The following is a 24,300-nucleotide window of genomic DNA, read 5'->3' on the forward strand; positions in this document are numbered from 1 at the left end:
GCCGGTTGAAGACGGAAGCTTCATCCGCGGTGCTGTAGAACTCATTGCCTGAACCGCGGCGTGGGCGAAAGCGTCCGATCAGGATCGGCTGAATGAAAACAGCTTCGCGTCCGCATCTTCTACACCGCCGATCGCCGAGGCGACGATCTCCGAAGCGATCTGCGAGAAGGTGATGCCGTTGCCGCCATAACCCATCACGGCATAGATGCGCGGATGCCGGGGCAGGGCGCCGATATATGGCATGCCGGTGCTGGTCGTTCCGAACGAGCCGGTCCAGGCGAATTCGGGCCGCGCGTCGAGCCGCGGCAGCAAACGATGCAGCTTCTTCGTCAGACGCTGCGCCTTGTCGGCGATCAACTCATCGCGGCGTCCCTCGTCGGTGAAGTCCTCGTCCTCGCCGCCGCAGATGACGCGGCCATCTTCCGTCGCGCGCAGGTATAGGTATGGCTCCGACGCCTCCCAGATCAGCGCCGCGCCCGGCCATATGTTTTTCGGTTGCGGCGCCGTGGCGATCGCCCAGGTCGACACGACGCTGTGCGCGGTCTTCGGGATGATGTCGGTTAGCTCGTAACCGGTGGCCAGCACCAGATGCCCCGCGGTGATCGTCGGCCCGAGACTGGTGGCGACGACGACCTGATCGCTTCTGTCCTCGATCGCTGTCGCCTGCACCGGCGCATAGAAACGCGCCTTGCGCTGCAGGGTTTTCAGCAGCAGGCCGGCAGTCAGTTTGCGCGGGTCGAGCGCGAGATTGCCGTGACTAAGAATGGCGCCGGCACGGTCGATGCCGAAGCTGTCGGTGAGCGCCTTGCGGGTGAGGTAGCTTGCGCCGATGCCGACCTGCCGGCGCGCCTCTGCCTCGTCGCGCAGTGTGGAGGGGTCGAGCACATCGCCGGCCAGATAGAGCGAGGACGATGGTGTCAGGCGACAGTCGATGCCGAGTTCGGCGATCCGACCGCTAAGGTTGGACACCGCAAGGCGCGAGCGCCGCCATGCCTGTCCGGCATCGGCCTTGCCGACCATTGCCGAAAGTTTCGTCAGCGGCTGATCGAGTTCGAACTGCACCAGGGCGGTGGTTGCCGAGGTCGACCCCAGCAGCGGACCACGACGGTCGATGCAGATGACAGAATGACCGGAGGCGGTCAGCGTTTCGGCGACCATGGCGCCGCTGATCCCCATGCCGACGATCAACACGTCGGTCTTGACGTCGCGGGTCAGTCTTTCCGTCGGCACCGATGGCGCCCGATAGGCAAACCAGACCGGCCGGCCGCTGCGCAGGTCGAGTTTGCGGGCCACCAATGTCTCCAGACGCCGGCAAAGTCTGCCAACCAAAGGTCTTCAAGCGAAGAGCGGCCGCCGTAGCTCCGAGCTTCGGTGGCCGCTGGCGACGCTATATGCGTCCGAGAACAACCAGAATGATGACGATGATCAGCACCAGCCCGAGGCCGCCGCCGCCATAGTAGCCGGTGCCGTAAAACGGTCCGCCGCCGAGGCCGCTGAAGCCGCCGAGCAACGCGATGATCAGGATGATAATAAGAATGGTACCCAGGCCCATATGCCGTCTCCTTGCGCTGCCGCGCCATTCACGCCGCGCGGCTTCGAAGGAAGAAACTCGCGGCAAGCCTTCCTGTTCCCACGTCTCGGTTCTGTTTGACGGCTAAGGAGCCAACGGCAGCGGATTGCCGGCTTTTCAAGGCACGGTCTGCGGCTCATAGAACGCGCCGGTAGGCGGCGGGCGTGACACCGAGTTTGCGCTGGAAGGCACGACAAGGAATATTCGCAACTCCGCCTGGCGGTGCGGCGGCAGTCGAGTTCAGCCGGCGGCAATCACGTCGCCTTGCCGGCCGGTGCGCTTATGTCTTCCTCGGCAATGTCGTCGAACGAGGCGTAGTTCATGTTGTAGAGCCGCGCGTAGAGGCCTTTCGCCGCCATTAGCTGGTCGTGATTGCCGCTTTCGACGATCTCGCCGTTCTGCAAGACGATGATGCGGTCGGCGCCGCGGATGGTGGCAAGCCGGTGGGCGATGACCAGCCCGGTGCGGCCTTCCAGCAGCGTGAGCAGCGCCTTCTGGATCAGCATCTCGGTGTAGGAATCGATGCTGGCCGTAGCTTCGTCGAGCACCAGGATCTTGGCGTCGGCGACCAGCGCGCGGGCAAAGCTGATCAGCTGGCGCTGGCCAAGCGAGAGATTGCCGCCGCGCTGTTCGAGCTCGGTGTCGTAACCGTCGGACAGATGCTCGATGAACTCATGCGCGCCGACCGCTTGTGCGGCGCGAACCACCTCTTCGCGGCTGGCGCCGGTCTTGTGGTAGCGGATGTTTTCCAGCACCGTTCCCGAAAACAGGAATGGTTCCTGCAGCACCATCGCCACCTGGTCGCCGAGCGAATCCTGCGTCACGTCGCGGACATCGTGACCGCCGACCAGCACCTCGCCCGACCAGACATCGTAGAAACGGTGCACCAGCGCCATGCAGCTCGACTTGCCCGATCCGGTCGGCCCGACCAGGGCCACGGTCTCGCCTGGATTGACGCGGAACGAGACATTTTTGAGCACCGGCTGGTTCTGCCGGTAGCCGAAGGTGACGTTCCTGAACTCGACCGAGCCGTCCATGTCGCGCGTCAGCGCCACCGCGCCTTGCCTGTCGCTGACGTCGACCGGCACGTCGAGCACTTCGGAGATGCGCTGGCCCGAAGCCATGGCGCGCTGCATGACCGAGTACTGCATGGTGAGCGAGCGGATCGGGTCGAAGAAGCGCTGGATGTAGAACAGGAACGCCACCATGACGCCGATGTCGAGGCTGTGCGACAGCACCATCGAACCGCCGACGACAATGACGGTGGCCATGGCGATGCCGGTCAGCGTGTCGACGATCGGCACCATCACCTGCGCATACTTTGCCGAGGTCAGATGCGTCCTCAGATTGGCCAGCACTTTCTCGTCATAGAGGTCGAAATTGACGTGCTGGCGCTCCAGGCTCTGCACGGTGCGAACGCCATGGATGCCTTCGGCGAGCGCGCCGTTGGCGATCGAATTGGTCTCGTGCGCGGCCATGAAGGCGACCTTGGCGCGCGGCAGCCAGAACAGGCGCACGATGAACAGCGCCGGCATGGTCGACAGCGTCAGCAGCCCAAGCCGGAAATCGAGCCACAACAGAACGCTGACGATGCCGAACAGAAGCACGATGTCGCCCACCGACATGACAGAGGTCTCGAGGAATTCCTGCATCGAATTGACGTCGCCCTGCAGGCGCGACATCAGCCGTCCGACTTCGGTCTTGTCCATGAAGCTCAATGAGACGCGCTGCAGATGGCTGAACATGGCACGGCGCAGGTCCGACAGCACATTCTCGGCCACCTTGCCGACGACGCTTTCCTGCACATAGCTGGCGGCATAGTTGATCAGGATGATCAGTGCGAAAGCGCCGATCGCCCAGTTCATCACCGAGCGGTCTGCCTTGCCTGCCGCCATGCCGTGGTCGATGGCGTAGCGGATGACCAGCGGGATCGCCAGCTGCGTCAGCGTGAACACCAGCACCGCCGCAATCGAGATAAAGATCCGGCCCTGATACGGTTTTACGAAGCTCCAGATGCGGCGCACGATGCGCGGATCGTAGACCTTGCCGAAAACCTCTTCCTCGTCGCGGTGCGAGCCGACCACGGCCTTGGTCGGCCGGCCGCTGGTGTCTTCCTTCTCGTCGTCATTCTGTGTCGACATCATGCGGCTCCCACGGCCACAGGCAGGTCGTCATCCGGCCGCAGCTGCAGGTCGTAAAGCGCGCGGTAGCGTCCGCCGAGCGCCAGCAATTCCTGGTGCGTGCCACGTTCGGCGATGCGGCCGTTCTCGACAAACAGGATCTGGTCGGCATGCATCAGCGAGCTCAGCCGGTGCGAGATGATCAGCGTCACGCGGTCCTTGGCGAAGCGCTTCATCGCCGTGCGGATGCGCTGCTCGGTGCCGGCGTCGACGGCCGCGGTGGAATCGTCGAAGACCAGAACCGAAGGCCGCAGCATCAGGGTACGGGCGATGGTCAAGCGCTGCCGCTGGCCGCCGGAAAGCGACGCGCCACGTTCGCCGACGACCGTGGTGTAGCCGGCGGGAAGGCCGATAATGTAGTTGTGCAGCTGGGCATATTCGGCGGCCTGCCCGATGCGGGTCTCGCGCGCCCAGGGATTGCCGTAAGCGATGTTGTTTTCGATCGAGGTGGTGAACAGGAACGCGTCCTGCTGCACGACGCCGACCGCCTTGCGCAGCGACTGCAGCGTAACCTTGCGGATATCCTGCCCGTCAATGGTAATCGCGCCCGACGTCACGTCATAGAAGCGCGGGATCAGATGCGCGATGGTCGACTTGCCGCTGCCCGGTGGGCCGACGATGCCGACGGTCTCGCCGGACCTGGCCTCGAACGAGATGCCCGACAGCGCTGGCCGGCCGCCCGCGCCTGCATAGCGGAAGCCAACATTGTCGAAGCGCAGCACGCCTTCGCTAACCACGAGATCCTTGGCGCCGGGTGCATCCTGAATGTCGAGTTCGGCGTCGAGCAGTTCGAACAACCTTGTGCCGCAGGTCGAGGCGCGGGCGAACGAGTTGACCATCAGGCCGAGCTGGCGCACCGGCATCTGCAGGATGGTCATGAAGGTGAGGAACTGCGCCAACGTGCCGACGCTGATCTCGCCGGCGATCACCTTCTGGCCGCCGAACCACAACACCAGCCCCATGGCCGCCAGGAAGGAGAAATTCATGGCGCTGGTGTTGGAGACGCGAATGTCGACGCGCTCATTGGCAAGCTCCAATGCCGACCGCTTTGCGCGGTCGAACTTTTCCAACTCATGCCGCTGCGCGGCGAAGGCGCGGACGACGCGGATGCCGCCGAGATTCTCGTCCATCACCCGGCTCAGCACCGACAGCCGCTCCTGCAGCGTCAGCCAGGTGCTGCGCAGCCTGAGCTGGGTAACCGAGGACCGCCAGGCCACGAACGGCACGAAACTCAGGCTGAGCAGGCCGAGCTCGAGGTCGGTGCTGATCAAAAGGTACGAGCCGACGCCGATCAGCACGCCGAGCAGCACCACGCGCAATATGCCGGTAGAAAAGAACATGCGCACGCCGTCGAGGTCGAGCAGGCCGAGCGTTATGAGATCGCCGGTATGCACCCTGTCATGGAAGGCGAAGCTCAGCCGCTGGATCTTCTCGTAGAAGGCCAGGCGCAATTCATAGCCGGTGCGGTGACCGACAGCCTCGCCGTAATAGTTCTGCGCCATGGTGAAGAGGCCGCGCAGGATACTGACGACCAGCAGGGTGAGCGCCGTCGTCCACAGCGCCTGCTCCGCCGCCGCCCCTCCGCTCGCGGCCATCACGCCTTGCGCCTGGTCGATGGCGCGACCGAGCAGGCGCGGGATGAACAGCTGCAGCGTTGCGGCGATGAAGGTCGAGACGATGGTGATCGCCACCTGCCAGGGATGGCGCAGCGTCATGCGTACGATGCGCAGCAGCGTGCTGAGGCCCTTGCCCCAGGAGGCCTCCGCCACATGGGCAAACGATTTGCCGCGCTTCGCCGCGCCGCTGGTTGCATCCGTATTCAAGGAAAAATATCCAGCCCGATCCGGACATTAGCCCGGACGAATGAAAGCAGACTCAGTTTCAGATGCTGGGATGGTACGCCTCCATTTTGGCCGTTCAAGGGCCAATGACAGCATCGCGCTGTGCCTGTAGGGTGGCGCACGACCATATGAGCTGGCGCTAAGATTGCAGGTTTGGCTTATGGCGCATTACGAGGCATTGTTCCGCACGATCAGCCCGCCATCCAGCCGCCATCCACCATCAGATTGATGCCGGTGACGTAGCTTGCCATATCGCTGGCAAGAAACAGCGCCGCACCCGCGACATCATTCGGGGCGCCGAGCCGCGGCCAGGGCGTGCGGCTGCGTGAATAGGAGAGCGCGTCGGGATCGTTGGCGACACCCGGCTTGCCGGTGATGATCTTGCCGGGCGCTATGGCGTTGCAGACGATCAAATCGTCGGCGTGGTCGACTGCGATCTGCCGCGTCATCTGCACGATGGCCCCCTTGCTCACCGAATAGGGAAAATCGCCGGGGCAGGCGACCATGCCGTGCTGCGAGGAAACGTTGATGATGCGGCCGCGAACTTCGTTCACCGGCGCCTGGGTCAGCATCTGCATGACGGCGCGCTTGGAGCTGTAGAAGAAGCCTGTGAGGTTGACGCCGATCACGCGGTTCCATTGCTCAGGCGTGGTCTCGACCAGGTTGGTGCTGGTGTAGATGGCGGCATTGTTGACCATCACATCGAGCCGGCCGAAACGCGCGGTCGTCGCGCCGACCAGCGCATCGACCGCGTTCCAGTCCGAAATGTCGGTCGCGACATGCATCGCTGTCCCACCGGCCGACTGGATCAGATCGACGGTGCTCTGGCCGCCTTCGATCGGCAATTCGGCGATATCGGCAATGACGACGGCAGCGCCTTCGGCCGCGAATTTCAGCGCGATGGCGCGGCCGATGCCGGAGCTTCCTCCGGTGACGATCGCGACCTTGTTCTCGAGCAGCGGCATTTTTTCTCCTTTGAGCAAATTCCAGGAAAGTGTGAGCGCTTTCCCTTGGGGATTGCGTAAAACAAGAGGTAGAGCGGTTCGTTTCCCTGAAACGGTGAGCCGCTCTAGTGTTCCCGGCGCACGACCTTGCCTTGCCCCGCACCGGTCAGCACCTGATCGCGCACGATCTGTCGCCCACGCAGAAACACATTGGTCAGCCGCGCCTTGACGCTCCAGCCGTCGAACGGCGTGTATGCCGCGCGGGAAACCTGATCGGCGTCCGAGATGGAACTGGACAGGCGCGGGTCGACGATCAGCAGGTCGGCATCGTAGCCGGTGGCGATGCGTCCCTTGCGCCGGCCGAGCCCGAAACGTTCGGCCGGGTTGCGTGCGCACATCCGCACCACATCGGGGTACGTGATCAGCCCTTCGTCGACGAGTTTCAGCATCACCTGCGGCAGCGTCTGCAGCCCTGGCATGCCGCCGGGGATATCGGCGAAAGCGGCGTAGGCAGCGGCTTTCTCGGCCGGTGCATGGGGCGCGTGGTCGGTGGCGACGATGTCGATCAGCCCACCCTTCAGCGCGGCGCGCAAGGCCTCGACATCCTGACGTGACCGTAGCGGTGGCGAACCCTTCAGCCTGGCGCCTTGCGTCTCGTAGTCGTCGGCGGTGAAGAACAGGTTCTGCGGCGTGGTCTCGACACTGGCATCGGCCCTGTCGCGCAGCCGGCGCCACGCTTCGACGCCCGGTTCCGAATTGATCTGCCGGACATGGATACGCGCGCCGGTCGCGGCGGCGGCAAGCACGGCGCGCGCAACGCCGCCGGCTTCCGCCAGCGGGGGCCGACTGTCGAGAAAGGCCGCGATGGTCCCCGTCTTGTTGCGCTCATTGGCGCCGGTCAGCATCGACTGGTCGCCCGGCGAAATGCCGATCAGCGTGTCGGCATGGCCGAAATATCTGAGCGCCTCGGCAACCATCTCGAAATTGTGAAACAGGAAGGCTTCCGGCACATCGGAGGTAAACAATTCGAACGACACCGGTGCGAGCGCGAGCAGGCCGGTAATGCGCGACAGATCGCGGCTGACCACGGCCTGGAGGCCGACATCGACATGGAGACGGCCTGTCGCCGTCGCCATCTTGTCGGCGAGCTGTTCGGCGCTGGCCGTCCATGGCTCGTCGGTCGGCATGTCGAACACCGTCGTGACGCCGCCAAGGGCTGCGGCATGCGTGCCCGAGGAAAAATCCTCCTTGTGCGTGAAGCCAGGCTCGCGCAGATGCGCATGCGCATCGACCAGGCCGGGCAGGAGCAGGCAGCCCGAGGCATCCACTACCGTCGCGGCTTCAGCTGTTCCGCCGGGTGTGATCAGCGCCGCGATCCGGCCGCCGGCAATGCCGACATCCCGCCGTTCCTGCCTCTCGGCGTTGACGACGGTCGCGCCCCTGATCAGCGTCTCGAACATGCGCCTCGCTCTCGTCAGCCGTGCCGCTCGAAGCCGGCATGGTTCTCCAGCCAGAAGCGGGCGATGTCCTCGCGTCGCATGAAGGCAGCGGCCGGCTGCTGCTTCACATGCTCGATCACCTCGCGCAACCCGGAGGCACGGTTGGGCTGGCCCATCCAGCGCGCATGGATGCCGATCGTCAGCATGCGGCCGCCGGTCTCGTCGGCTTCGTCGAGCATGTAGTCGATGGCCGAGCGGCAATCCTGCGCGAAGTCGCGCGGATTGCTGTAGCCCGGCGCGACGAGATAGCGGCTGTCGTTGAGGGTCTTGGAATAGGGCACGACCAGGATCTCCGTTCCCTGATGGTCGAGGAAATAGGGCAGGTCGTCATTGCAAGGGTCGGAGTGGTAGAGGAAGCCGCCTTCGCGCACCAGCAGATCGCGCGTGTTGACGCTCGGCAGCGAGCGGCAGTTCCAGCCCTGCGGACGCCTGCCCATCAGCCTCTCGTAGAGCGCAATCGCCTCGTGCAGCTGGCGCTCTTCCTCGCTGCGCTCCATCGTCGTGTAGTCGATCCAGCGCAGGCCATGGCCGAGAAGGTCGTGTCCGCGCGCGTTCATCCATTCGGCGACCGTCGGGTTGCGCTCCAGCGCCACCGCGCAGGCGGAAACGGTGATCGGGATGTCGTAGCGGTCGAACAGCCGCGCCAGCCGCCACACGCCGGCCCGGCTGCCATATTCGAAATGCGTCTCGGTGCCGAGGTCGCGCACCGGCGGGCTGGAGGTGAGATTATACTCGCCCCAATTGTCGTTGCGGCCGTCCTCGAGCCAGGAGTACTCCGAGCCCTCTTCGTAATTAAGCACCAGATTGATGGCGAGCTTGACGCCACCCGGCCAGGTCATGAAAGGCGGGTTCGGGCCGTAGCCGACGAAGTCGCGCGGTTGCTGAAAATCGGTCGGCATCACTCTAGCTCCTCAGCTTTCGTTGGCGGCGATCCAGTCGATGTAGTCGTGGAACGCTTGTCTCGCCGGCGTCGGCCGCCAGTCGGTATCACGCGCGATGCGAGCAAGGTCATATTCGCCCCACATGCCGGTCTTCAGCGCGGCGTTCATTGTGATGTTCGCCGTCTCTTGCGGGCTGACTTCGCTTTTCAGGCCGGGGAAGCGTTCGCTGGCCCAGCCGATGAAGTCGCCGACCGTCTGCGTGCCGCCGCTGCCGATATTGTAGTGCCGATAGCGCAAATCTTCGGCATCGAGCAGCGCCATGACGGCCCTGGCGACGTCGCTCGACAGCACATAGTCACCGAGCGGCTCGAGACTGTTCGGCCGGATCGTCTCGTTGCTGAGCGCCATATGCGCGATGCGGTTCGGCAGATGGCGGACATTGCGGCTGCCGGTGACGCGGTCCATCGGCCCATAGACCGAGGACAGCCTGACCGAAATGGCGGACAGACCGAACAGGTCGGCATAACGGTTGGTGACCATTTCCGCGGCGAATTTCGAGATACCGTAAAGCGTCAGCGGCGCGACATAGCCATCCTCGGGCAGCGGCTCGCCGCTCCAGTCCGGCCCGTTGTGGCGATAGACCGAACCGGAGCTGACATAGACGAAGCGCTTGATGCCGGGGCGGCCGCGCGCCCATTCCAGCATCCGCACCGTGCCCATCAGATTGACGTCGACGATGGCGGCCGGATCGTTGGCCTCGGGAGGCTGCGTCGGGTCGCTCGGGCGCGAGTTCGGCGTCACCGTCGCGCCATGGACGATTGCCGTGATGCCATGCGCGTCGAGTGCTGTCACCCATTGCTTGGGATCCAGTATGTCGGCGGTGAGCACGGTTAGGCGGTCGTGCACCGGCGCGAAGAATTTTTCCGCAATCGCGTCGAGCCCCGACCGGTCGAGGATAACGGCACGGGCGTGCGGATCGCGGTTCAGCCATTCGCGCGCCACCACGCTCATGACAAAACCGGTGCCGCCGGTGACGAGAAGCGTCATGGGAACTCCTGTGAAATCGACTTGAAGAATTCAGCGCGTCGCATAGCCGCCATCCACGAGCATATCGGAGCCGGTGACGAAGGAGGCGTCCGACGACAAAAGGAAAGCGGCCGCCGCCGCGACCTCCTCCGGCTCGGCGATCCGGCCAAGCAGATGCGCCGGTCCGAGCGTGGCGTTGGCCGCCTCGAAATCCCTAAAGCGGCGCAACAGCCGCGTCGTTGCCACCGCCCCCGGCGAGAGGCTGTTGACGCGCACCTTGTCGGCCGCGTGGTCGACCGCCATCGCCTTGGCGAGGTGGATGAGCCCCGCCTTGGCGGCGCAGTAGGCGACTGCCTTTGTGGTGGCGACGCGACCGAATTGCGAGCCGATGAAGACAACCGAACCACCGCCGCCGGCCGCGATCAGCGGCACCGCGTACTTGCTCATCAGGAACGCGCCGGTCAGGCCGACATCGATCTCGCGCCGCCATGCGCTCTCGTCGAGATCGACGACCGTCGCGCTGGTCGAAGGGGCAGCGGCGTTGTGCACCAGCCCGTCCAGCCGGCCGAACTTTTGTCGCGCGAATTCGACGGCGGCCCCAGCGGAGGCGATGTCAGTCACATCGCATCGGCATGCTGCGGCCGCGGAACCCAGAGTGTCGGCGAGTTGTGTCGCCGGCTCGATATCGTAATCGGCGCAAACCACTTTCGCGCCTTCGGCGATGCATCGCCCGGCGATCGCTGCGCCGATGCCGCTTGCGGCGCCCGCGATCAGGATGACACTGCCGGCAAGGCGGTTGGCTGCGGGATTGTCGGTCATCAGCTCGCTTTCTCCGCGGCTTGCAGAGCCGGCCCGGAGACCGGCCGGCGCAGGAGATTGTAGCAGGCGGCAAGCGTCACCAGAACCGCGCCGCCGCCAAGCAGCAGGAACATCGCCGGTGCACCCATATGCGCCATCAATCCTGCGGAAACGCCGGGCGTCGCGACATTGCCGATCGAATAGAGCAAAAGCAGCGTGCCGGAGGCGCCGACCATGTGCCGGCTGTGCAGTTGCGAGGCGCCGAAGGCCATCGCCACCGGATAGATCGTCAGCGCCGTGGCGCCGTAGAGAAAGAACAGCACGAACAGCAGCGGCTCGGAAAAATTGCCAAGCCAGGCGATTGTGGCACACAGCACGACCGACAGCAGGCCTTGCGCCAACAGAATCAGCCGCCGCTCGAACCGGTCCGACAGCCAGCCGACGGGCGTCTGCGCCAGCATGCCGGCAATGCTGATGGTGGTGACGAGGCCCACCGTCGTTCCCGCCGACAGCCCGATCTGGGTGCCGTAGATCGGCGTCAGCACGAAGATGTTCATGTTGCTGATGCCGCCCTGGAAGATGGCCACGACCGTCACCGGTGCCAGCCGGAACAGCGCCAGCGGGCCGAGGCGTTTGACGGGTCCGCTCGCATGCTCCGGTTCTGGCGGAGCGACGGGCAAAGCCGGCCAGCGACCGCCAATGAATTTGGACACCAGCGCCAGCAGCACCGTTGCCGCAGCAACCGGGAACAGATGCGGCGACTGCGGCCCGACCAGCGCGACCAGGAGTTGTCCGAGCAGCACCGCGATCGCCGTCGTCAGCATGTAGAGCGAGAACATCGCGCCGCGATTGTGCTGCTCGGCATAGAGATTGATCCAGCTTTCGCAGACGACGAAGAGCGACGCCATCGACATGCCGCCCAGCAGGCGAAAGCAGATCCAGCTCGGCACGAAATCGGTGAAGACGAAGCCTGCCGCCGCCAGCAGCGCCAGCACAAGGATCACCACGAAGGTGCGCTCATGGCCGTAATGGGCGACCGCCGGGCGCGTGACCAGGCAGCCGACGAAAAAGCCGACGGGATAGGCGGTGAGCACGATCTGGACGAGATCGGGAGAAATACCGGGCTTGCCGAGATGCAGCGACACGGCGGTGGTCAGCATGGCGCTGCCGATGCAGGCGAGACAGATACCGGTCATGATCGGCAGCAAAGCGCGCGACCGCTCCGCGTTTTGCCATAGCCGCATCGCGGATTGGGCGATCGACCTCATGGCTGCGCTGCTCCCCTGGCCGCGCCGACACCGACGCCACCCTGAGCGAGAGGCTACACGGGGCAGCAATTGCTGCAAACGAAGATAGATACGGCTATGGCTTTGATTTTTTTGGCCATGCCGATGATGGAAAGCGGCATCTAGGCCGCCGGCAGGGCTTTACAGCGGTTTTGTGCCATCCATACCATAGGCAAGTCACCGACATCGCGAGCTGCCTGATCGAAAGCAGCAAGGAGGAATTCCATGACGATCGAGCGTCTTGAAAACGGCCAACGCTTCTGCCGGGTGCTGCGCTACAACGGCACCGTCTATGTCGCGGGCCTGACGGCGGACGACCTCTCCGGCGACACCACCTCGCAGACCAAGCAGATCCTCGCCAAAATCGATGCCCTTCTGGCCAAAGCCGGCAGCGACAAGACCAAAATCCTCAGCGCGCAGATCTGGCTCAGGGACATCGCCGATTTCGAGATGATGAACACGGCTTGGGACGCCTGGATCGACCGCAGCGCCATGCCGGTGCGCGCGACGGTCGAGGCGCACCTTGCCGGCGACCAATATCGCGTCGAGATCATGGTGACGGCGGCGGTCGGCTGAGGCCGATTGGGGTGGGCAAACCGGATGCATGAGTTCGTCATCACAGGTGGACGCGTCGCGCTCGACGACGGCTGGGCCGACTGCGACATCGGCATTGATGCCGGCCGCATCTCAGCCATCGGCAATTGCTTGTCCGGCGAGACGCTGATCGACGCAGCCAGGCGCTGGGTCATGCCCGGCGGCATCGACGCCCATTGCCATCTCGACCAGCCGGTCTGGGGTGGGGCGGGCAATGCCGACGATTTCGAATCCGGCACCATCTCGGCGGCTTTCGGCGGCACCACCTGCATCGTCCCGTTCGGCATGCCGGGCCCCGATATGTCGACGATCGGCGCCATTGATCGTGCGCTCGATCGCGCTTCGGGCCGTGCGGTAATCGACTACGGATTGCATGCCGTGGTGACCATGGGCACCGGCGCCGATGTCGAGCAGCAACTCGCGGCGCTTGCCAGCCGCGGCATCGCCTCGGTCAAGCTGTTCATGACCTATCAGGGCTTTGCCGTTGACGATGATCTGTTCTTCAAGGTGCTCGATACCGCTCACAATCTCGGCTGGATCGTCATGGTTCACGCCGAGAACGATGCCGCGATCCGGCGCACGCGCCAGCGGCTGATCGATCTTGGCCGCACCGACATACGCTACCACGTCGTCGCGCATAGCGAGACCATGGAACGCGAGGCGACGCATCGCGCGCTCGCCTTCGCCGAAATGACCGGCGCGCGCATGACCATCGTGCATGTCTCGTCCTGGCAGTCGGCCGAGGAGGTGGCGCGGGCGCGCTCGCGTGGCGTCGATGCGATCGCCGAGACCTGTCCGCAATATCTCTTCATCAGCGGCGCCGATCTCGATCGTCCGGCAGTCGATGCGGCGCGTTTCGTCTTTTCGCCGCCGCCGCGTTCACCGCGCAGCCATCAACATCTGTGGCAGGCGCTGGTCGACGGCGGCATCGACCTCTGGTCTTCCGACCATTCGCCCTATTACTTCGCCGACAAGATCGGCAAGGCGGAAACACCTGGCTTTACCACGACACTCAGCGGCATTCCCGGCATCGAGACTCGTTTGCCGCTGCTGTTTTCGGAAGGGCTGTTGACGGGCCGGCTGACGCTTGAGCGCTATCTGGATCTCACCTCGCGCAATGCCGCTGCGATTTACGGTTTCGCCGATCGCAAGGGCAGCATAGCGGTCGGTCTCGATGCCGATCTGGCGCTGTGGGACCCGGAAGCGACCTGGACGCTCGGCCACGCCGCTTTGCATTCGCGCGTCGACTTCACACCTTACGAGGGCAGGAGCGTGACCGGCAAGCCGACCACCGTTCTGGTGCGCGGCGTGCCGGTGATCGCCGATGGCGTGCTCAAGGCAAAGCCGGGTTTCGGACAATTCGTGGAGCGCACCGCCGCCGACCCGGCCCGCTCGGGAAAACCTGTCGAGGAGACGACGCCATGGCTCGATGCCTGACCATAGCGGTCTGCCAGACCGGGCCGATCCAGCGCAGCGCGACGCGTGCCGAGACCGTCGATCGCCTCATCCATCTGCTGGAACAATCGGCCGCTGCCGGCGCGGAGATCGCGGTCTTTCCGGAAATGGCGCTGACCACCTTCTTCCCGCGCTGGCGCATCGACGATCAGGCCGAGATCGACGCCTTCTTCGAAAGCGCAATGCCCGGTCCGGAAACGCAGCGCCTCTATGATGCGGCCGCTCGTCTCAAGATCGGCTTTGCACTCGGCTATTGCGAAATCACGCGGGAAGATGGCCGCACGCGCTATTTCAACACAATGGACCTTGTCGGTCCCGACGGGCACTTCATCGGCCGCTATCGCAAGATGCATGTGCCGGGCTCGGCCGAGCCGGAAGAAGGCACGACCACGCATCTGGAGCGGCGCTATTTCGAGCCGGGCAATCTCGGCTTTCCTGTCTTCGATTATCGCGGCGTGCGCGTCGGCATGGCGATCTGCAACGACCGCCGCTGGCCGGAGACTTACCGCATGCTCTGCCTCAACGGCGCGGAAGTGGCGGTGCTCGGCTACAACACCCCGCTGCTGCTTGATGAGGCGCCGGCGCTGGCGCATCTCAGAATGTTCCACAACCATTTGCCGATGCAGGCCGGCGCCTACCAGAACACGCTGTGGGTGGCCGCCGCCGCCAAGGCTGGGCTCGAAGATGGCCAAGCGCTGATCGGCGGCTCCTGCATCATCGCGCCGACCGGGGAGATCGCCGCGCAGGCGATTTCGCTTGGCGACGAGGTCATTGTCCATCGCGCCGATCTCGACCTCATCGCCACCTGCAGGAAGGTGAATTTCGACTTCGCGCTCTATCGCCGCCCCGATCAATATCGACTTATCAGCGAGCCCGTCGGTTCGCATGTCTGACCTGGGCCGCGTTCCATCCGCCGAGTGCATCGCGCCGCCGCTATCGCTCGACGAGATCGTCGAGAACGGGCTGTGTATCGGCTGCGGGCTCTGCCGCTCGCTCGCGGGTCCGCAAGAGATCGAGATGATCATGACGCCGGAGGGGCGCCTCCGGCCAGTGACCCACACGGCGCTCAGCCATGCGACCCTGATGCGCATCAATGCTGTCTGCCCGGGAACGCGCATTGCCGGGCCACCGCCGTCGCAAACAGCTACAGCCGCGCTGACAGACACGGTGTGGGGCCCGGCCGAGCGGGTCAGCCTTGGCTATGCTGGAGACCCGGCGGTGCGGTTCCAGGCATCGAGCGGCGGCGTGTTGACGGCGCTTAGCCAGTTCCTGCTGACGTCCGGCCGCGTCAACTTCGTCCTGCACGTCTCGGCGTCGCGAACCGCGCCGATGCGCAGCGAGCGTAGGCTGAGCTTCGATGCCGCGTCGGCTCTCGAAGGCGCCGGGTCGCGCTACGGGCCGGTGGCGCCGCTCGAGGATTTCAGCGAGATCCTCGCTCGCGGCGAACCCTTCGCGCTGATCGCCAAGCCTTGCGACATCACCGCCGTGCGCAATCTGGCGCGGCATGATCCGCGCGTCGATAAATATATGAGCTATGCGCTCGCTTTCGTCTGCGGCGGCGCGTCCGACCTGTCGAAGTCCGAGCAGGTGCTGCACCGTTTCGGCCTCGCCGAAGACGAACTCGCGCTGTTCCGCTACCGGGGTTACGGCAATCCCGGTCCCAACCGGATCGAGACCAAAGACGGCCGCGCCTTCCAGCTCACCTATCGGCAGCTGTGGGAGGATGAGGACAAATGGATGATCCAGCCGCGCTGCAAGATCTGTCCCGACGCCATCGGCCAGGTCGCCGACATCGTCGCGTCCGATGCCTGGCTGAATGGCGGGCCGGCGGTCGATGACGAAGCCCTTAACGGCATCATCGTGCGCACCGGGCGTGGCCTGGGGCTGTTCGAAGCGGCGGTTGCAGCCGGCGCATTGGCGATCAAGCGTGAGACCAGCTTTGCCGAACTTGGCGAGCTGCAGTCGCACCAGACACGCAAGCGTCGCGCCGTCTGGGCGCGGCTGAAAGGCATCGAGCTTGCCGGCAAGCCTGTGCCTGTGGTCACCGATCTTGCCCTGCGGGATTGCGCCTTGCAGAACACGCTGGCCGACAATCTCACCGAGGGCCGTGGCGCCCGCGCCCGCGCCAAACGCGGGAGGCTGGGCGAACCGCGACCGGTGCCGCGCCTGAACGAAACAGCTATGGTCAAGGATGGACGTCCATGAGTGTTGCTGAAGAAACCGACGTGATCGTCATAGGCGGCGGCATGGCCGGCGCCGGGGCCGCTTTCGAGATCAGCCGTACGGCCAAGGTGGTGCTGCTCGAGCGCGAAAGCCATTGCGGCTACCACACCACCGGCCGTTCGGCGGCAAGCTTTACCGAAAACTACGGCAACGGCGTCATCCGCCGCATCGTGCTTGCCAGCCGCTCGTTCCTGACCGAACCGCCGGCTGGCTTTTCCGACTATCCGCTGCTGAGCAAGCGCGGCATGATTACGGTCGCGCGGGAAGGTCAACTCGACCTTTTGCGCCAGGATCTGGAGGCCGCGCAGGCGCTGGTTCCGTCCATCGTTGCCATTACCCCTGCCGAGGCGATTGCACGCGTTCCGGTGCTGCGCGCGGACTATCTCGCCGGTGCCTATATCGAGCCGCATTCGATGGACATCGACGTCAACGGCCTGCACCAGGGGTTTCTACGTGGCGCCCGCGCGCGCGGCGCACGGATCGTCACCAATGCCGGCGTCAAGGGGATCGACCGGCAAGGCGGCCAATGGCGGGTCGAAACCTCGGCCGGGACCTTCCTCGCAGCGCGGATCGTCAATGCCGCCGGCGCCTGGGGGGACGAGATCGCTGTCATGGCCGGCGTGCGTCCGGTCGGCCTGCTGCCGAAGCGCCGCACCGCCTTCAACATCCCGGCGCCCGCCGGCGTCGGCATAGCGGACTGGCCGCTGGTCAACGATGTCGGTGCCGAATTCTATTTCAAGCCGGATGCAGGACAACTCTTCGTCTCGCCGGCCGATGCGACGCCATCGGAGCCGATGGACGCTTATGCCGAGGACATCGATGTCGCCATCGGAGCCGAGCGTCTGGAAAGGGCGACCACGATCGAGGTGCAGCGCGTGTCTCGCTCCTGGGCCGGTCTCAGGACGTTTGTCGCCGATGGTTCGCCCGTCGTCGGCCCGGACGACGAGGTGCCGGATTTCATCTGGCTGGTCGGGCAGGGCGGTTATGGCATCAAGACCTCGCCGGCTCTGTCGCGCGTCTGCGCCAGCCTGATCGCCGGCGGCGGCATGCCGGATGATGTCGCGCGGCAAGGGGTGTCGCTCGACGATCTCACGCCGCACAGGCTGTGCAGAGCTCAATCCACGCGGGCTGCTTCATGAGCGATGCCGGACTGACGGCCGGTGGCGTTCTGGCCGGGCGCCTGCTGGAGACGCTGGCGCAAGCCACCACCGATGCGCCGGGCATCACGCGCGTCGCCTACGGACCTGGCGAGCGCTTTGCCCACGCTCTCATGCGCGAGGAAGCGGAAAAGCTCGGCGCGGTTGGGCGCATCGACGCCGCCGGAAATCTCTATTTGACGCTGAAAGGTCGCGACCCGGCTCTGCCGGCGATCGTCATCGGCTCGCATCTCGACAGCGTACCGCATGGCGGCAATTTCGACGGCGCTGCCGGTGTCGTGGCGGGGCTGGCGGTGATGGCCGAACTGGTCGGGCAAGGTGTCCAGATGCCACGCGATCTGATCGTGCTGGTGACACGCGCCGAGGAAGCGGTGTGGTTTCCGCTGTCCTATCCGGGCAGCCAGGCCGCGCTCGGCTTGCTGGAGCCCGCAGCGCTTGATGCGAAGCGGTCCGACAGTGGCCGCACACTGGCCGATCACATGCGCGAGGAAGGTTTCGACCCCGATGCCGTCAGGCGCGGCGTGCCGGGCATCGACGCGGGCCGCATCACCGCTTTCGTCGAAGTGCACATCGAGCAGGGACCGCGCCTGGTCGCCGCCGGTGTGCCGGTCGGCATCGTCACCGGCATTGCCGGCGGCTTCCGCTATGTCGATGCCAAATGTTTTGGTGCCTACGCCCATTCCGGCGCCGAGCCGCGCTTTGCCCGGCACGACAGCGTGCTTGGTTTCGCCGATCTGGTCGCCGGCCTCGAAGCAGAATGGGACGCGCTTGAGCGCGACGGGCGGGAGGCCACCATCACCTTTGGCCGCGTGCAGTCCGACCCCACGCAGCATGGTGGCAGTCGCGTGCTCGGCGAACTGGGTTTCACCCTCGACGTGCGCAGCGCCGAGGCCGTTGTTCTCGAACGGATCGAGGCGCGGCTGCACGTGCTCTTCGCCGAAGTGGCTGCCAGGCGCGGTGTGCGCTTCGAAGCCGGGCCACGCTTCACCTGGGAGCCTGCAACGATGTCGCCGGCATTGATTGCGAGATTGGACCGCGCTGCCGCCGATCTGCAGATGCCGGCGCCGCATGTGCCGAGCGGGGCAGGGCACGACGCCGCCAGCTTCGCCGGCGCGAATATTCCGACCGCCATGCTGTTCGTGCGCAACGAAAATGGCAGCCACAATCCGCATGAGGCGATGGCGATCGCCGACCTCGATCGGGCGATCCGTCTGCTCCTGCGCTTCGTCACCGATTTCGACAAGGACCAGCCATGAACCGCGCCGCCTTGCTCGTCATCGACCTGCAGAACGAATACCGCCCGGGCGCCGCCTGGCCAGTCATCGGCTATGATGCGGTGCTCGCCAATGCCGCCCGCATGATCGAAGCCGCCCACGCTGCCGGCATTCCCGTCATCCATGCGCAGGCCTGGGTGAAGCCGGAGGGACGCGCTGGTTACGCCAGGCAGGAAGAGATCCTGACCGAGAAGTTTCGCTCCGCCGTGGCGGGCAGCGAAGGCGCCGAAATTTGCGTCGAAGTGGCGGCGCTGCCTGGCGACATCGTCGTCCACAAGCACTGGCCGAGCGCCTTTCGCCGCACCGATCTTTCGCAGCGGCTTGCTGATCTCAAGATCGAAAACCTGATCGTCACCGGTGTGCTCACCGACAGCTGCGTGACCGAAAGCGTGTTCGACGCGGTCTATCAGGGGTTTCGCGTCTGGCTGGTCAAGGACGCCTGCGGCAGCATGAGCGAGGCCATGCACCGCACCGGCATGCTCGACATGGCCAACCGCCTCTATGGCGGCGGCATATTGCGTATGCCCGAGGCGCTGAAGGCGCTCGCCGGTCAGAGTTTCGGCGGCTGGCGCTGCACGCGGCCGGTGGAATTCGTCTACACGCTGGAGACGGTCGACAGCCTCTACGAAGCGCTGTGATCACCGCCGCAGCCGCAGGCTGCTTTCACGATTGTCTTTGAAGTGGTGGGCTTGAGCACCGCGCCCGGCAGCGCCCCTGTCGCCTTTCCGTCACTCCACACACACACACCGTTGACGAAGACATGTTCGATGCCAGCGGCGGCTTGGCGCGGCTCTTCGAAGGTCGCGGTGTCGATGATTGTCTGCGGGTCGAAGATCGTCAGGTCGGCGAAATTGCCGACCGCCAGCGTGCCGCGCTGCGCGATGCCGAATTCACGCGCCGGAAGCCCAGTCATCCGGAACACCGCCTCTTCCAGGCTGAACAGGCCGACATCCCTGGCATAGTGTCCGAGCACGCGCGGAAATGTCCCCCACAGGCGCGGATGCGGGTGGATGTCGTGCGGCAGACCGTCCGAACCGATCATGGTGCGCGGATGGGCGATGATGTTTCGGACATCTGTCTCGTCGAGCTGGAAATAGACCGCGCCCGCCGGCAGCAGCCGCTCGCCGGCCTCACGTTCTGTGCAGTTCCATTCGCGCGCAATGTCGGCGATCTCGCGCCGCGCCATTTCGGGGTGCGGCGTGGACCAGGTGATGAGGATCTTCAGCCCGGTGTCGCACCGCTCCAGCCGAAGCACCGTCGAGCTCGCGGCATAGGGGTAGACATCCATGCCGATGTCCATCGTCTCGCGCGCCTGGTCGATGCGCTTCAGCGAAGGATCGCTCTTGCCAAAATTGGCACGGCCCGTGCATTGGTGATGTGAGATGAACAGCTTGCCGCCGGCATGGCCGGCAATGTCGATGGCTTCCTCGATCGCCTCATCCATTGTCTCGAAATAGTTGCGCGTATGGGTGACATACGGCCCGCCGAGGCTTGCCGCCGTCGCCGCAAGCGCCTTGACCTCTTCAGTCGAAGAGTTGACCGCCGGCGGGTAGTCGAGCCCGGTGCTGAGGCCGAACGCGCCCTCGGCCATCGCCTGCGTTACCGCCTCTTGCATCGCCGCCGTCTCGATCTCGTTGGCCGGGCGGTCGGTCACCGGCATGCAGCGCTGGCGCAATGTGGTGTGGCCGACGAGCAAGGCGGCGTTTGTGGCGATGCCGCGTGTCTTCAGTTCCGCGACATAATCGGCGAAACGGTCGAAGCGAAAATTCTCCTGGCCGCCGACCAGCGTGAAAGGCGGCGGCGGTGCGCGGTCGAGCAGCAGTGGCGCAAGGCTGATGCCGCAATTGCCGGCGATCACCGTCGTAACGCCCTGGCTGATCTTCGGCACCATGCCGTCGGGCGCCAGCAGCGCGCCGTCATCATGCGTGTGCACGTCGATGAAGCCTGGCGCAACGATCTTGCCCGCGGCATCGATCTCTTGTGCACCACGTGCATCGCCCAGGTCGCCGATGGCGGCGATCCTGTCGCCGTCGATGGCAAGATCGGCTTGGAAGCGATCCGTGCCGTCGCCCGAAATCAGCGTCGCATGGCGGATGACGAGATCGTACGGCATCGGTCAGCCGTCCGGATTGGCGGCGATTTCCTCGCGGCGGCGCGCGACGTAGGCGTCGAGCTCTTCGCGGATCGCCGGATCCATCACCGGCTCTTCGTAATCATGCAGGGCCTGCTGCCAGAGTTCGGTGGCGCGCTCCAGCGCGTCCTTGCCGCCCGCTTCCTCCCAGGCGCCATGGTTCTGCCAGTTGGACAGCATTGGCTGGTAGAAGGCCGTGGTGTAGCGCGACATCGTATGCTCGGCGCCGAAGAAATGGCCGCCGGCCGGTACAGACTTGATGGCTTCGAAGCCGAGATCGTCTTCCTGGAACGGCAGCGGCCGCAGGAACTCCATCATGTTCTGCAGAATCTCGACATCGAGCACCAGCTTTTCGTAGGAGGCCGTCAGCCCGCCCTCCAGCCAGCCCGCCGCGTGATAAATCAGATTGGCGCCGCCGAGCACCGCGCCCCAGGTCGCCATCTCAGTCTCATAAGCGGCTTGCAGATCGACGACGTTGGAGGCATTCGCATTGGAGGTGCGGTAGGGCAGATTGTAGCGCCGCGCCAGCTGCCCGGCGATGATGTTGGCCTTGGCGTTCTCCGGCGTGCCGAATGCCGGCGCGCCCGACTTCATGTCGACGTTGGAGGTGAAGGCGCCATACATCACCGGCGTGCCTGGATTGACCAGCTGCGTCAGCACCACGCCGAACAGCGCTTCGGCGTTTTGCTGGCAAAGCGCCGCCGCCAACGTCACCGGCGTCATCGCGCCCATCAGCGTGAACGGGGTGACCGTCACCGGCTGGCCGTGCTCGGCCATCGCGATCAGGCCTTCGGCCATGGCGTCGTCGAACAGGCGCGGCGAATTGATCGAGATGATCGTCGTCACGCCCGGCGAGGCCCGCATCTCCTCGACGCTGATGCCGCGCGCGATCGCCATCATGTTGATACCGTCCATCGCCCTGGCGCGGCCGATTGCCGTGCAGTGGAAGGAGAGGTCGCTCAGCGTCAGATTGGCGTAATAGGTGTCGAGATGCCGCTGGTTGGCCGGCAATTCCATCGGCGCCACCACCTGGTTGCCGATGATGTGGATGGCGTTGAAGTGGTGCGCCAGCCGGATGAAGTTCTGATAGTCGGTGAGATTGCCCTGGCGGCGACCATTGATGCGGTCATGAACATTGGGCGGGCCGGCGACGAGACCGAATACCAGCGAATTGCCGCCGAGATGGACCTGCTTTTGCGGATTGCGGCTGGTCAGCCTGAAAGAGGACGGAACCGCCCGCAGCGCTTCGCGCACCAGGCTCTCGTCGATCCGGATGGTCTTTTCCTCGCGGTCGACAATGGCGCCGGCGGCGGAGAACAGATCCATGACCTTGTCGCTCATGACGCGGATGCCGAGTTCCGACAGGATGCGCATCGAGGTGTCGTGCAGACGCTGCATCCGATCCTCGTCCAGCAACTGCATCGGCGGATAGGGGTTTTCCACATGCTGCCAGGGCAACTGGGCGATGCCTCCGCCGCTGCGTTCGATCTTCGATCTGCGGCCACCGCCGCGCCTGTCCTGCGTCATTTGTTTCGTTCTCCCGGCCTCAGTAGCCGCGCTCCGGATTGACTGTGTTTTCCAGCGTCTGGCCGCTGCGGTAGCGCTTGAGATTGTCGGCGAACATCCGCACCGACTTGATGTCCCAGCCCTCGTAGACCGCCGCGCAATGTGGCGTGATGGCGACATTGTCGTAGCCCCACAAAGGATGCTCCGCCGGCAGCGGCTCGGCTGTGAAGACATCCAGCGCCGCGCCCTTGATCCGCTTGCCGTCGAGGGCTTCGAGCAACGCTGCCTCGTCGGTCACGCCACCGCGCGAAATATCGATGAGCACGGCCGAAGGTTTCATCGCCGCGAAGGCCGCCTTGCCGAGCAGGCCGGGCGTGCTGGCCAGCAGCGGCACACAACACACGATGAAATCGGCGCGGCCGAGCAGAGCAAGCAGGGTATCCGGGTCGTGCACCTCGTCGAGGCTGGGCATCGGCTTTGGCCGGGCACGGATGCCGAGTGTTTCCATGCCCATCGCCTTGGCGCGCATAGCAACGGCCGTACCGGTCTTGCCGAGGCCGATGACAAGGACCGTCTTGCCTTCGATCGGCTCGACACGGCCACCGCCCCACTGGCGTGCCTGCTGGCGGCGTTCGAAACCGCGCAGGTCGAGCGAGAAGGACAGCATGGCGCCCAGCGCATATTCCGCCAGCATGCCGGCGGCGACGCCGGCCGAATTGGTCACCGTGACGCGCGCCGGATCCCAGCGCCCGAGATGGTCGGTTCCCGAGCCGCCCACCGACACCCATTTCACGGTTGGGCTCTCGACAAGAGCCTGGCGGGGAAAGCGCGGCGTGCCGTCGAAGCGGACGGTGTAGACCACCTCGGCGGCCGTCTGCTCGATCAGAGCCGGCAAAGCCGCGTAGGTGTCACAGGCGTGGACGGTGAGATCCGGATGTGTCTCGCCAAGCACCGCCATCGCTGCGGCCGGCCGGTCGGTGTGCAGGATGATGGTGGGGCGAGTCGACATTGTGCGGGCCTCAGCTGCGGCCAATATGATCGGCTGAAGAACCCAGCGCCGTGAGCAGCGACTTGCCGCTTTCAAGCGTTGCATTCTCATGCGGCACACGCAGGTTCAGCCAGCGTTGGTCGCCGGACCGCACCGCCAGCACCGCCTTCATCGCCGGGATCAGGCCGGCGTCCTGGATCACCTTGCGGAACGCCTTGATCGCGGCATCTGCTTCGCTGACGTCCTTGCCTGCGATGGTTGCGTCGTAAAGCGCCCGGATGGCGGCGGCGTTGAGATTGACGGTCGCCGAGATACAGCCCGCAGCTCCACTGGCCAGCCCTTTGGTGAGCTGCGCTTCCGAGCTGGGGAACACAGCAACCGCAGGTGCGGCGGCAATCACCGCCGCCGTGTTGTTCCAGTCGCCGGCGCTGTCCTTGTAGGCCACCACAGTATCGGGAAATGCCGCGCTCAGCCGGGCGGTCAAAGCCGGGCTGACCGGCACGCCGGAGTTTTGCGGGATGTGGTAGAGGATCATCTTCAGCGCCGGATTGGCCACTCGTTCGATCAGCTCGCTGTAATAGCGCGCCTGGCCGTTGTCGCCGGCAGCGGTGTAGAAGAACGACGGCAGTACCATCACGCCGGCGCAGCCGAGCCCGACCGCGTGCTTCGACAGCTCGACCGTTTCGGGCAGTGCGGTGACACCGGTGCCGGGCATCATGCGGGTGGGCGAAATGCCGGCCTCGACCAGCCATTCCAGCGCCTGCATGCGCTCGCTCAGCGAGAGCGACAGCGCCTCGCCCGTGGTGCCGAAGGGCGACAGGAAATGCGCGCCTTGGTCCAGCACCCATTTGGCGTGCGAGATCCAGAGGTCGCGGGCGATGCGGCCATCGTTCTCGAACGGCGTCAGGATCGGGGCGATGGTTCCTTGCGGGCGGGTCATTTATATC

The 24,300-nt window shown here is 65.0% G+C and carries 21 protein-coding genes; 7 read left to right on the plus strand and 14 right to left on the minus strand.

The window, feature by feature from the left end:
- Nucleotides 1-78: 78 nt before the first annotated feature.
- The 10 genes from AC04SH_RS18230 to AC04SH_RS18275 form a co-directional block, all read right to left on the minus strand.
- On the minus strand, nucleotides 79-1,293 hold the full coding sequence (locus tag AC04SH_RS18230) for an NAD(P)/FAD-dependent oxidoreductase (RefSeq protein WP_488576067.1): 1,215 nt from the start codon (nucleotides 1,291-1,293) through the stop codon (nucleotides 79-81).
- Between the two features lie 94 nt (nucleotides 1,294-1,387).
- On the minus strand, nucleotides 1,388-1,552 hold the full coding sequence (locus tag AC04SH_RS18235; protein WP_023667887.1) for a DUF3309 family protein: 165 nt from the start codon (nucleotides 1,550-1,552) through the stop codon (nucleotides 1,388-1,390).
- A gap of 272 nt (nucleotides 1,553-1,824) precedes the next feature.
- Nucleotides 1,825-3,711, minus strand: a complete 1,887-nt coding sequence (locus AC04SH_RS18240) for an ABC transporter ATP-binding protein (protein WP_488576068.1) — start codon at nucleotides 3,709-3,711, stop codon at nucleotides 1,825-1,827.
- Entirely contained in the window at nucleotides 3,711-5,573 is a 1,863-nt protein-coding gene (locus tag AC04SH_RS18245) for an ABC transporter ATP-binding protein (RefSeq protein ID WP_488576069.1), read from the minus strand. Before AC04SH_RS18245 ends, AC04SH_RS18240 begins: the two co-directional genes overlap by 1 nt.
- 209 nt (nucleotides 5,574-5,782) lie before the next feature.
- Entirely contained in the window at nucleotides 5,783-6,556 is a 774-nt protein-coding gene (locus AC04SH_RS18250; RefSeq protein WP_488576070.1) for an SDR family NAD(P)-dependent oxidoreductase, read from the minus strand.
- Between the two features lie 104 nt (nucleotides 6,557-6,660).
- Entirely contained in the window at nucleotides 6,661-7,995 is a 1,335-nt protein-coding gene (locus AC04SH_RS18255) for a dihydroorotase (protein ID WP_488576071.1), read from the minus strand.
- 14 nt (nucleotides 7,996-8,009) lie between these two features.
- A complete protein-coding gene (locus AC04SH_RS18260) occupies nucleotides 8,010-8,933 on the minus strand; it encodes an allantoinase PuuE (RefSeq protein ID WP_488576072.1) in 924 nt (307 codons plus the stop codon).
- Between the two features lie 12 nt (nucleotides 8,934-8,945).
- Nucleotides 8,946-9,962, minus strand: a complete 1,017-nt coding sequence (locus tag AC04SH_RS18265) for an NAD-dependent epimerase/dehydratase family protein (protein ID WP_488576073.1) — start codon at nucleotides 9,960-9,962, stop codon at nucleotides 8,946-8,948.
- Between the two features lie 30 nt (nucleotides 9,963-9,992).
- Nucleotides 9,993-10,760: an SDR family NAD(P)-dependent oxidoreductase gene (locus AC04SH_RS18270; protein WP_488576074.1), complete on the minus strand. Its 768-nt coding sequence runs from the start codon at nucleotides 10,758-10,760 to the stop codon at nucleotides 9,993-9,995.
- Entirely contained in the window at nucleotides 10,760-12,007 is a 1,248-nt protein-coding gene (locus tag AC04SH_RS18275; RefSeq protein ID WP_488576075.1) for an MFS transporter, read from the minus strand. The genes AC04SH_RS18270 and AC04SH_RS18275 overlap by 1 nt, the downstream gene beginning before the upstream one ends.
- Before the next feature lie 243 nt (nucleotides 12,008-12,250).
- Between AC04SH_RS18275 and AC04SH_RS18280 the strand changes: the two genes are divergently transcribed.
- The 7 genes from AC04SH_RS18280 to AC04SH_RS18310 are packed head-to-tail and all read left to right on the plus strand — an operon-like array spanning nucleotide 12,251 to nucleotide 19,366.
- A complete protein-coding gene (locus AC04SH_RS18280) occupies nucleotides 12,251-12,601 on the plus strand; it encodes a RidA family protein (RefSeq protein WP_477343716.1) in 351 nt (116 codons plus the stop codon).
- A 24-nt stretch (nucleotides 12,602-12,625) separates the two neighbouring features.
- Complete coding sequence (gene hydA, locus AC04SH_RS18285) at nucleotides 12,626-14,056, plus strand: dihydropyrimidinase (RefSeq protein WP_488576076.1); 1,431 nt, start codon at nucleotides 12,626-12,628, stop codon at nucleotides 14,054-14,056.
- On the plus strand, nucleotides 14,041-14,967 hold the full coding sequence (locus AC04SH_RS18290) for a nitrilase-related carbon-nitrogen hydrolase (RefSeq protein WP_488576077.1): 927 nt from the start codon (nucleotides 14,041-14,043) through the stop codon (nucleotides 14,965-14,967). Before hydA ends, AC04SH_RS18290 begins: the two co-directional genes overlap by 16 nt.
- Nucleotides 14,960-16,279: a Coenzyme F420 hydrogenase/dehydrogenase, beta subunit C-terminal domain gene (locus AC04SH_RS18295; RefSeq protein WP_488576078.1), complete on the plus strand. Its 1,320-nt coding sequence runs from the start codon at nucleotides 14,960-14,962 to the stop codon at nucleotides 16,277-16,279. The genes AC04SH_RS18290 and AC04SH_RS18295 overlap by 8 nt, the downstream gene beginning before the upstream one ends.
- A complete protein-coding gene (locus AC04SH_RS18300) occupies nucleotides 16,276-17,436 on the plus strand; it encodes an NAD(P)/FAD-dependent oxidoreductase (RefSeq protein WP_488576079.1) in 1,161 nt (386 codons plus the stop codon). The genes AC04SH_RS18295 and AC04SH_RS18300 overlap by 4 nt, the downstream gene beginning before the upstream one ends.
- Nucleotides 17,433-18,710, plus strand: a complete 1,278-nt coding sequence (locus AC04SH_RS18305) for a Zn-dependent hydrolase (protein ID WP_488576080.1) — start codon at nucleotides 17,433-17,435, stop codon at nucleotides 18,708-18,710. Before AC04SH_RS18300 ends, AC04SH_RS18305 begins: the two co-directional genes overlap by 4 nt.
- Nucleotides 18,707-19,366, plus strand: a complete 660-nt coding sequence (locus AC04SH_RS18310; RefSeq protein ID WP_488576081.1) for a cysteine hydrolase family protein — start codon at nucleotides 18,707-18,709, stop codon at nucleotides 19,364-19,366. The genes AC04SH_RS18305 and AC04SH_RS18310 overlap by 4 nt, the downstream gene beginning before the upstream one ends.
- On the opposite strand, the gene AC04SH_RS18315 is transcribed toward AC04SH_RS18310, so the two are convergent.
- The 4 genes from AC04SH_RS18315 to AC04SH_RS18330 are packed head-to-tail and all read right to left on the minus strand — an operon-like array spanning nucleotide 19,351 to nucleotide 24,293.
- Complete coding sequence (locus tag AC04SH_RS18315) at nucleotides 19,351-20,841, minus strand: N-acyl-D-amino-acid deacylase family protein (RefSeq protein WP_488576082.1); 1,491 nt, start codon at nucleotides 20,839-20,841, stop codon at nucleotides 19,351-19,353. The genes AC04SH_RS18310 and AC04SH_RS18315 overlap by 16 nt on opposite strands.
- Before the next feature lie 3 nt (nucleotides 20,842-20,844).
- Nucleotides 20,845-22,386 carry a trimethylamine methyltransferase family protein gene (locus tag AC04SH_RS18320; protein ID WP_488576083.1) on the minus strand — a complete coding sequence of 514 codons (1,542 nt, stop codon included), beginning with the start codon at nucleotides 22,384-22,386 and terminating at the stop codon, nucleotides 20,845-20,847.
- A 19-nt stretch (nucleotides 22,387-22,405) separates the two neighbouring features.
- On the minus strand, nucleotides 22,406-23,374 hold the full coding sequence (locus AC04SH_RS18325; RefSeq protein WP_488576084.1) for a D-2-hydroxyacid dehydrogenase: 969 nt from the start codon (nucleotides 23,372-23,374) through the stop codon (nucleotides 22,406-22,408).
- A 10-nt stretch (nucleotides 23,375-23,384) separates the two neighbouring features.
- A complete protein-coding gene (locus AC04SH_RS18330; protein ID WP_488576085.1) occupies nucleotides 23,385-24,293 on the minus strand; it encodes a dihydrodipicolinate synthase family protein in 909 nt (302 codons plus the stop codon).
- Nucleotides 24,294-24,300 lie beyond the last annotated feature (7 nt).

The sequence above is a fragment of the Mesorhizobium sp. CNPSo 4688 genome (assembly GCF_057784295.1).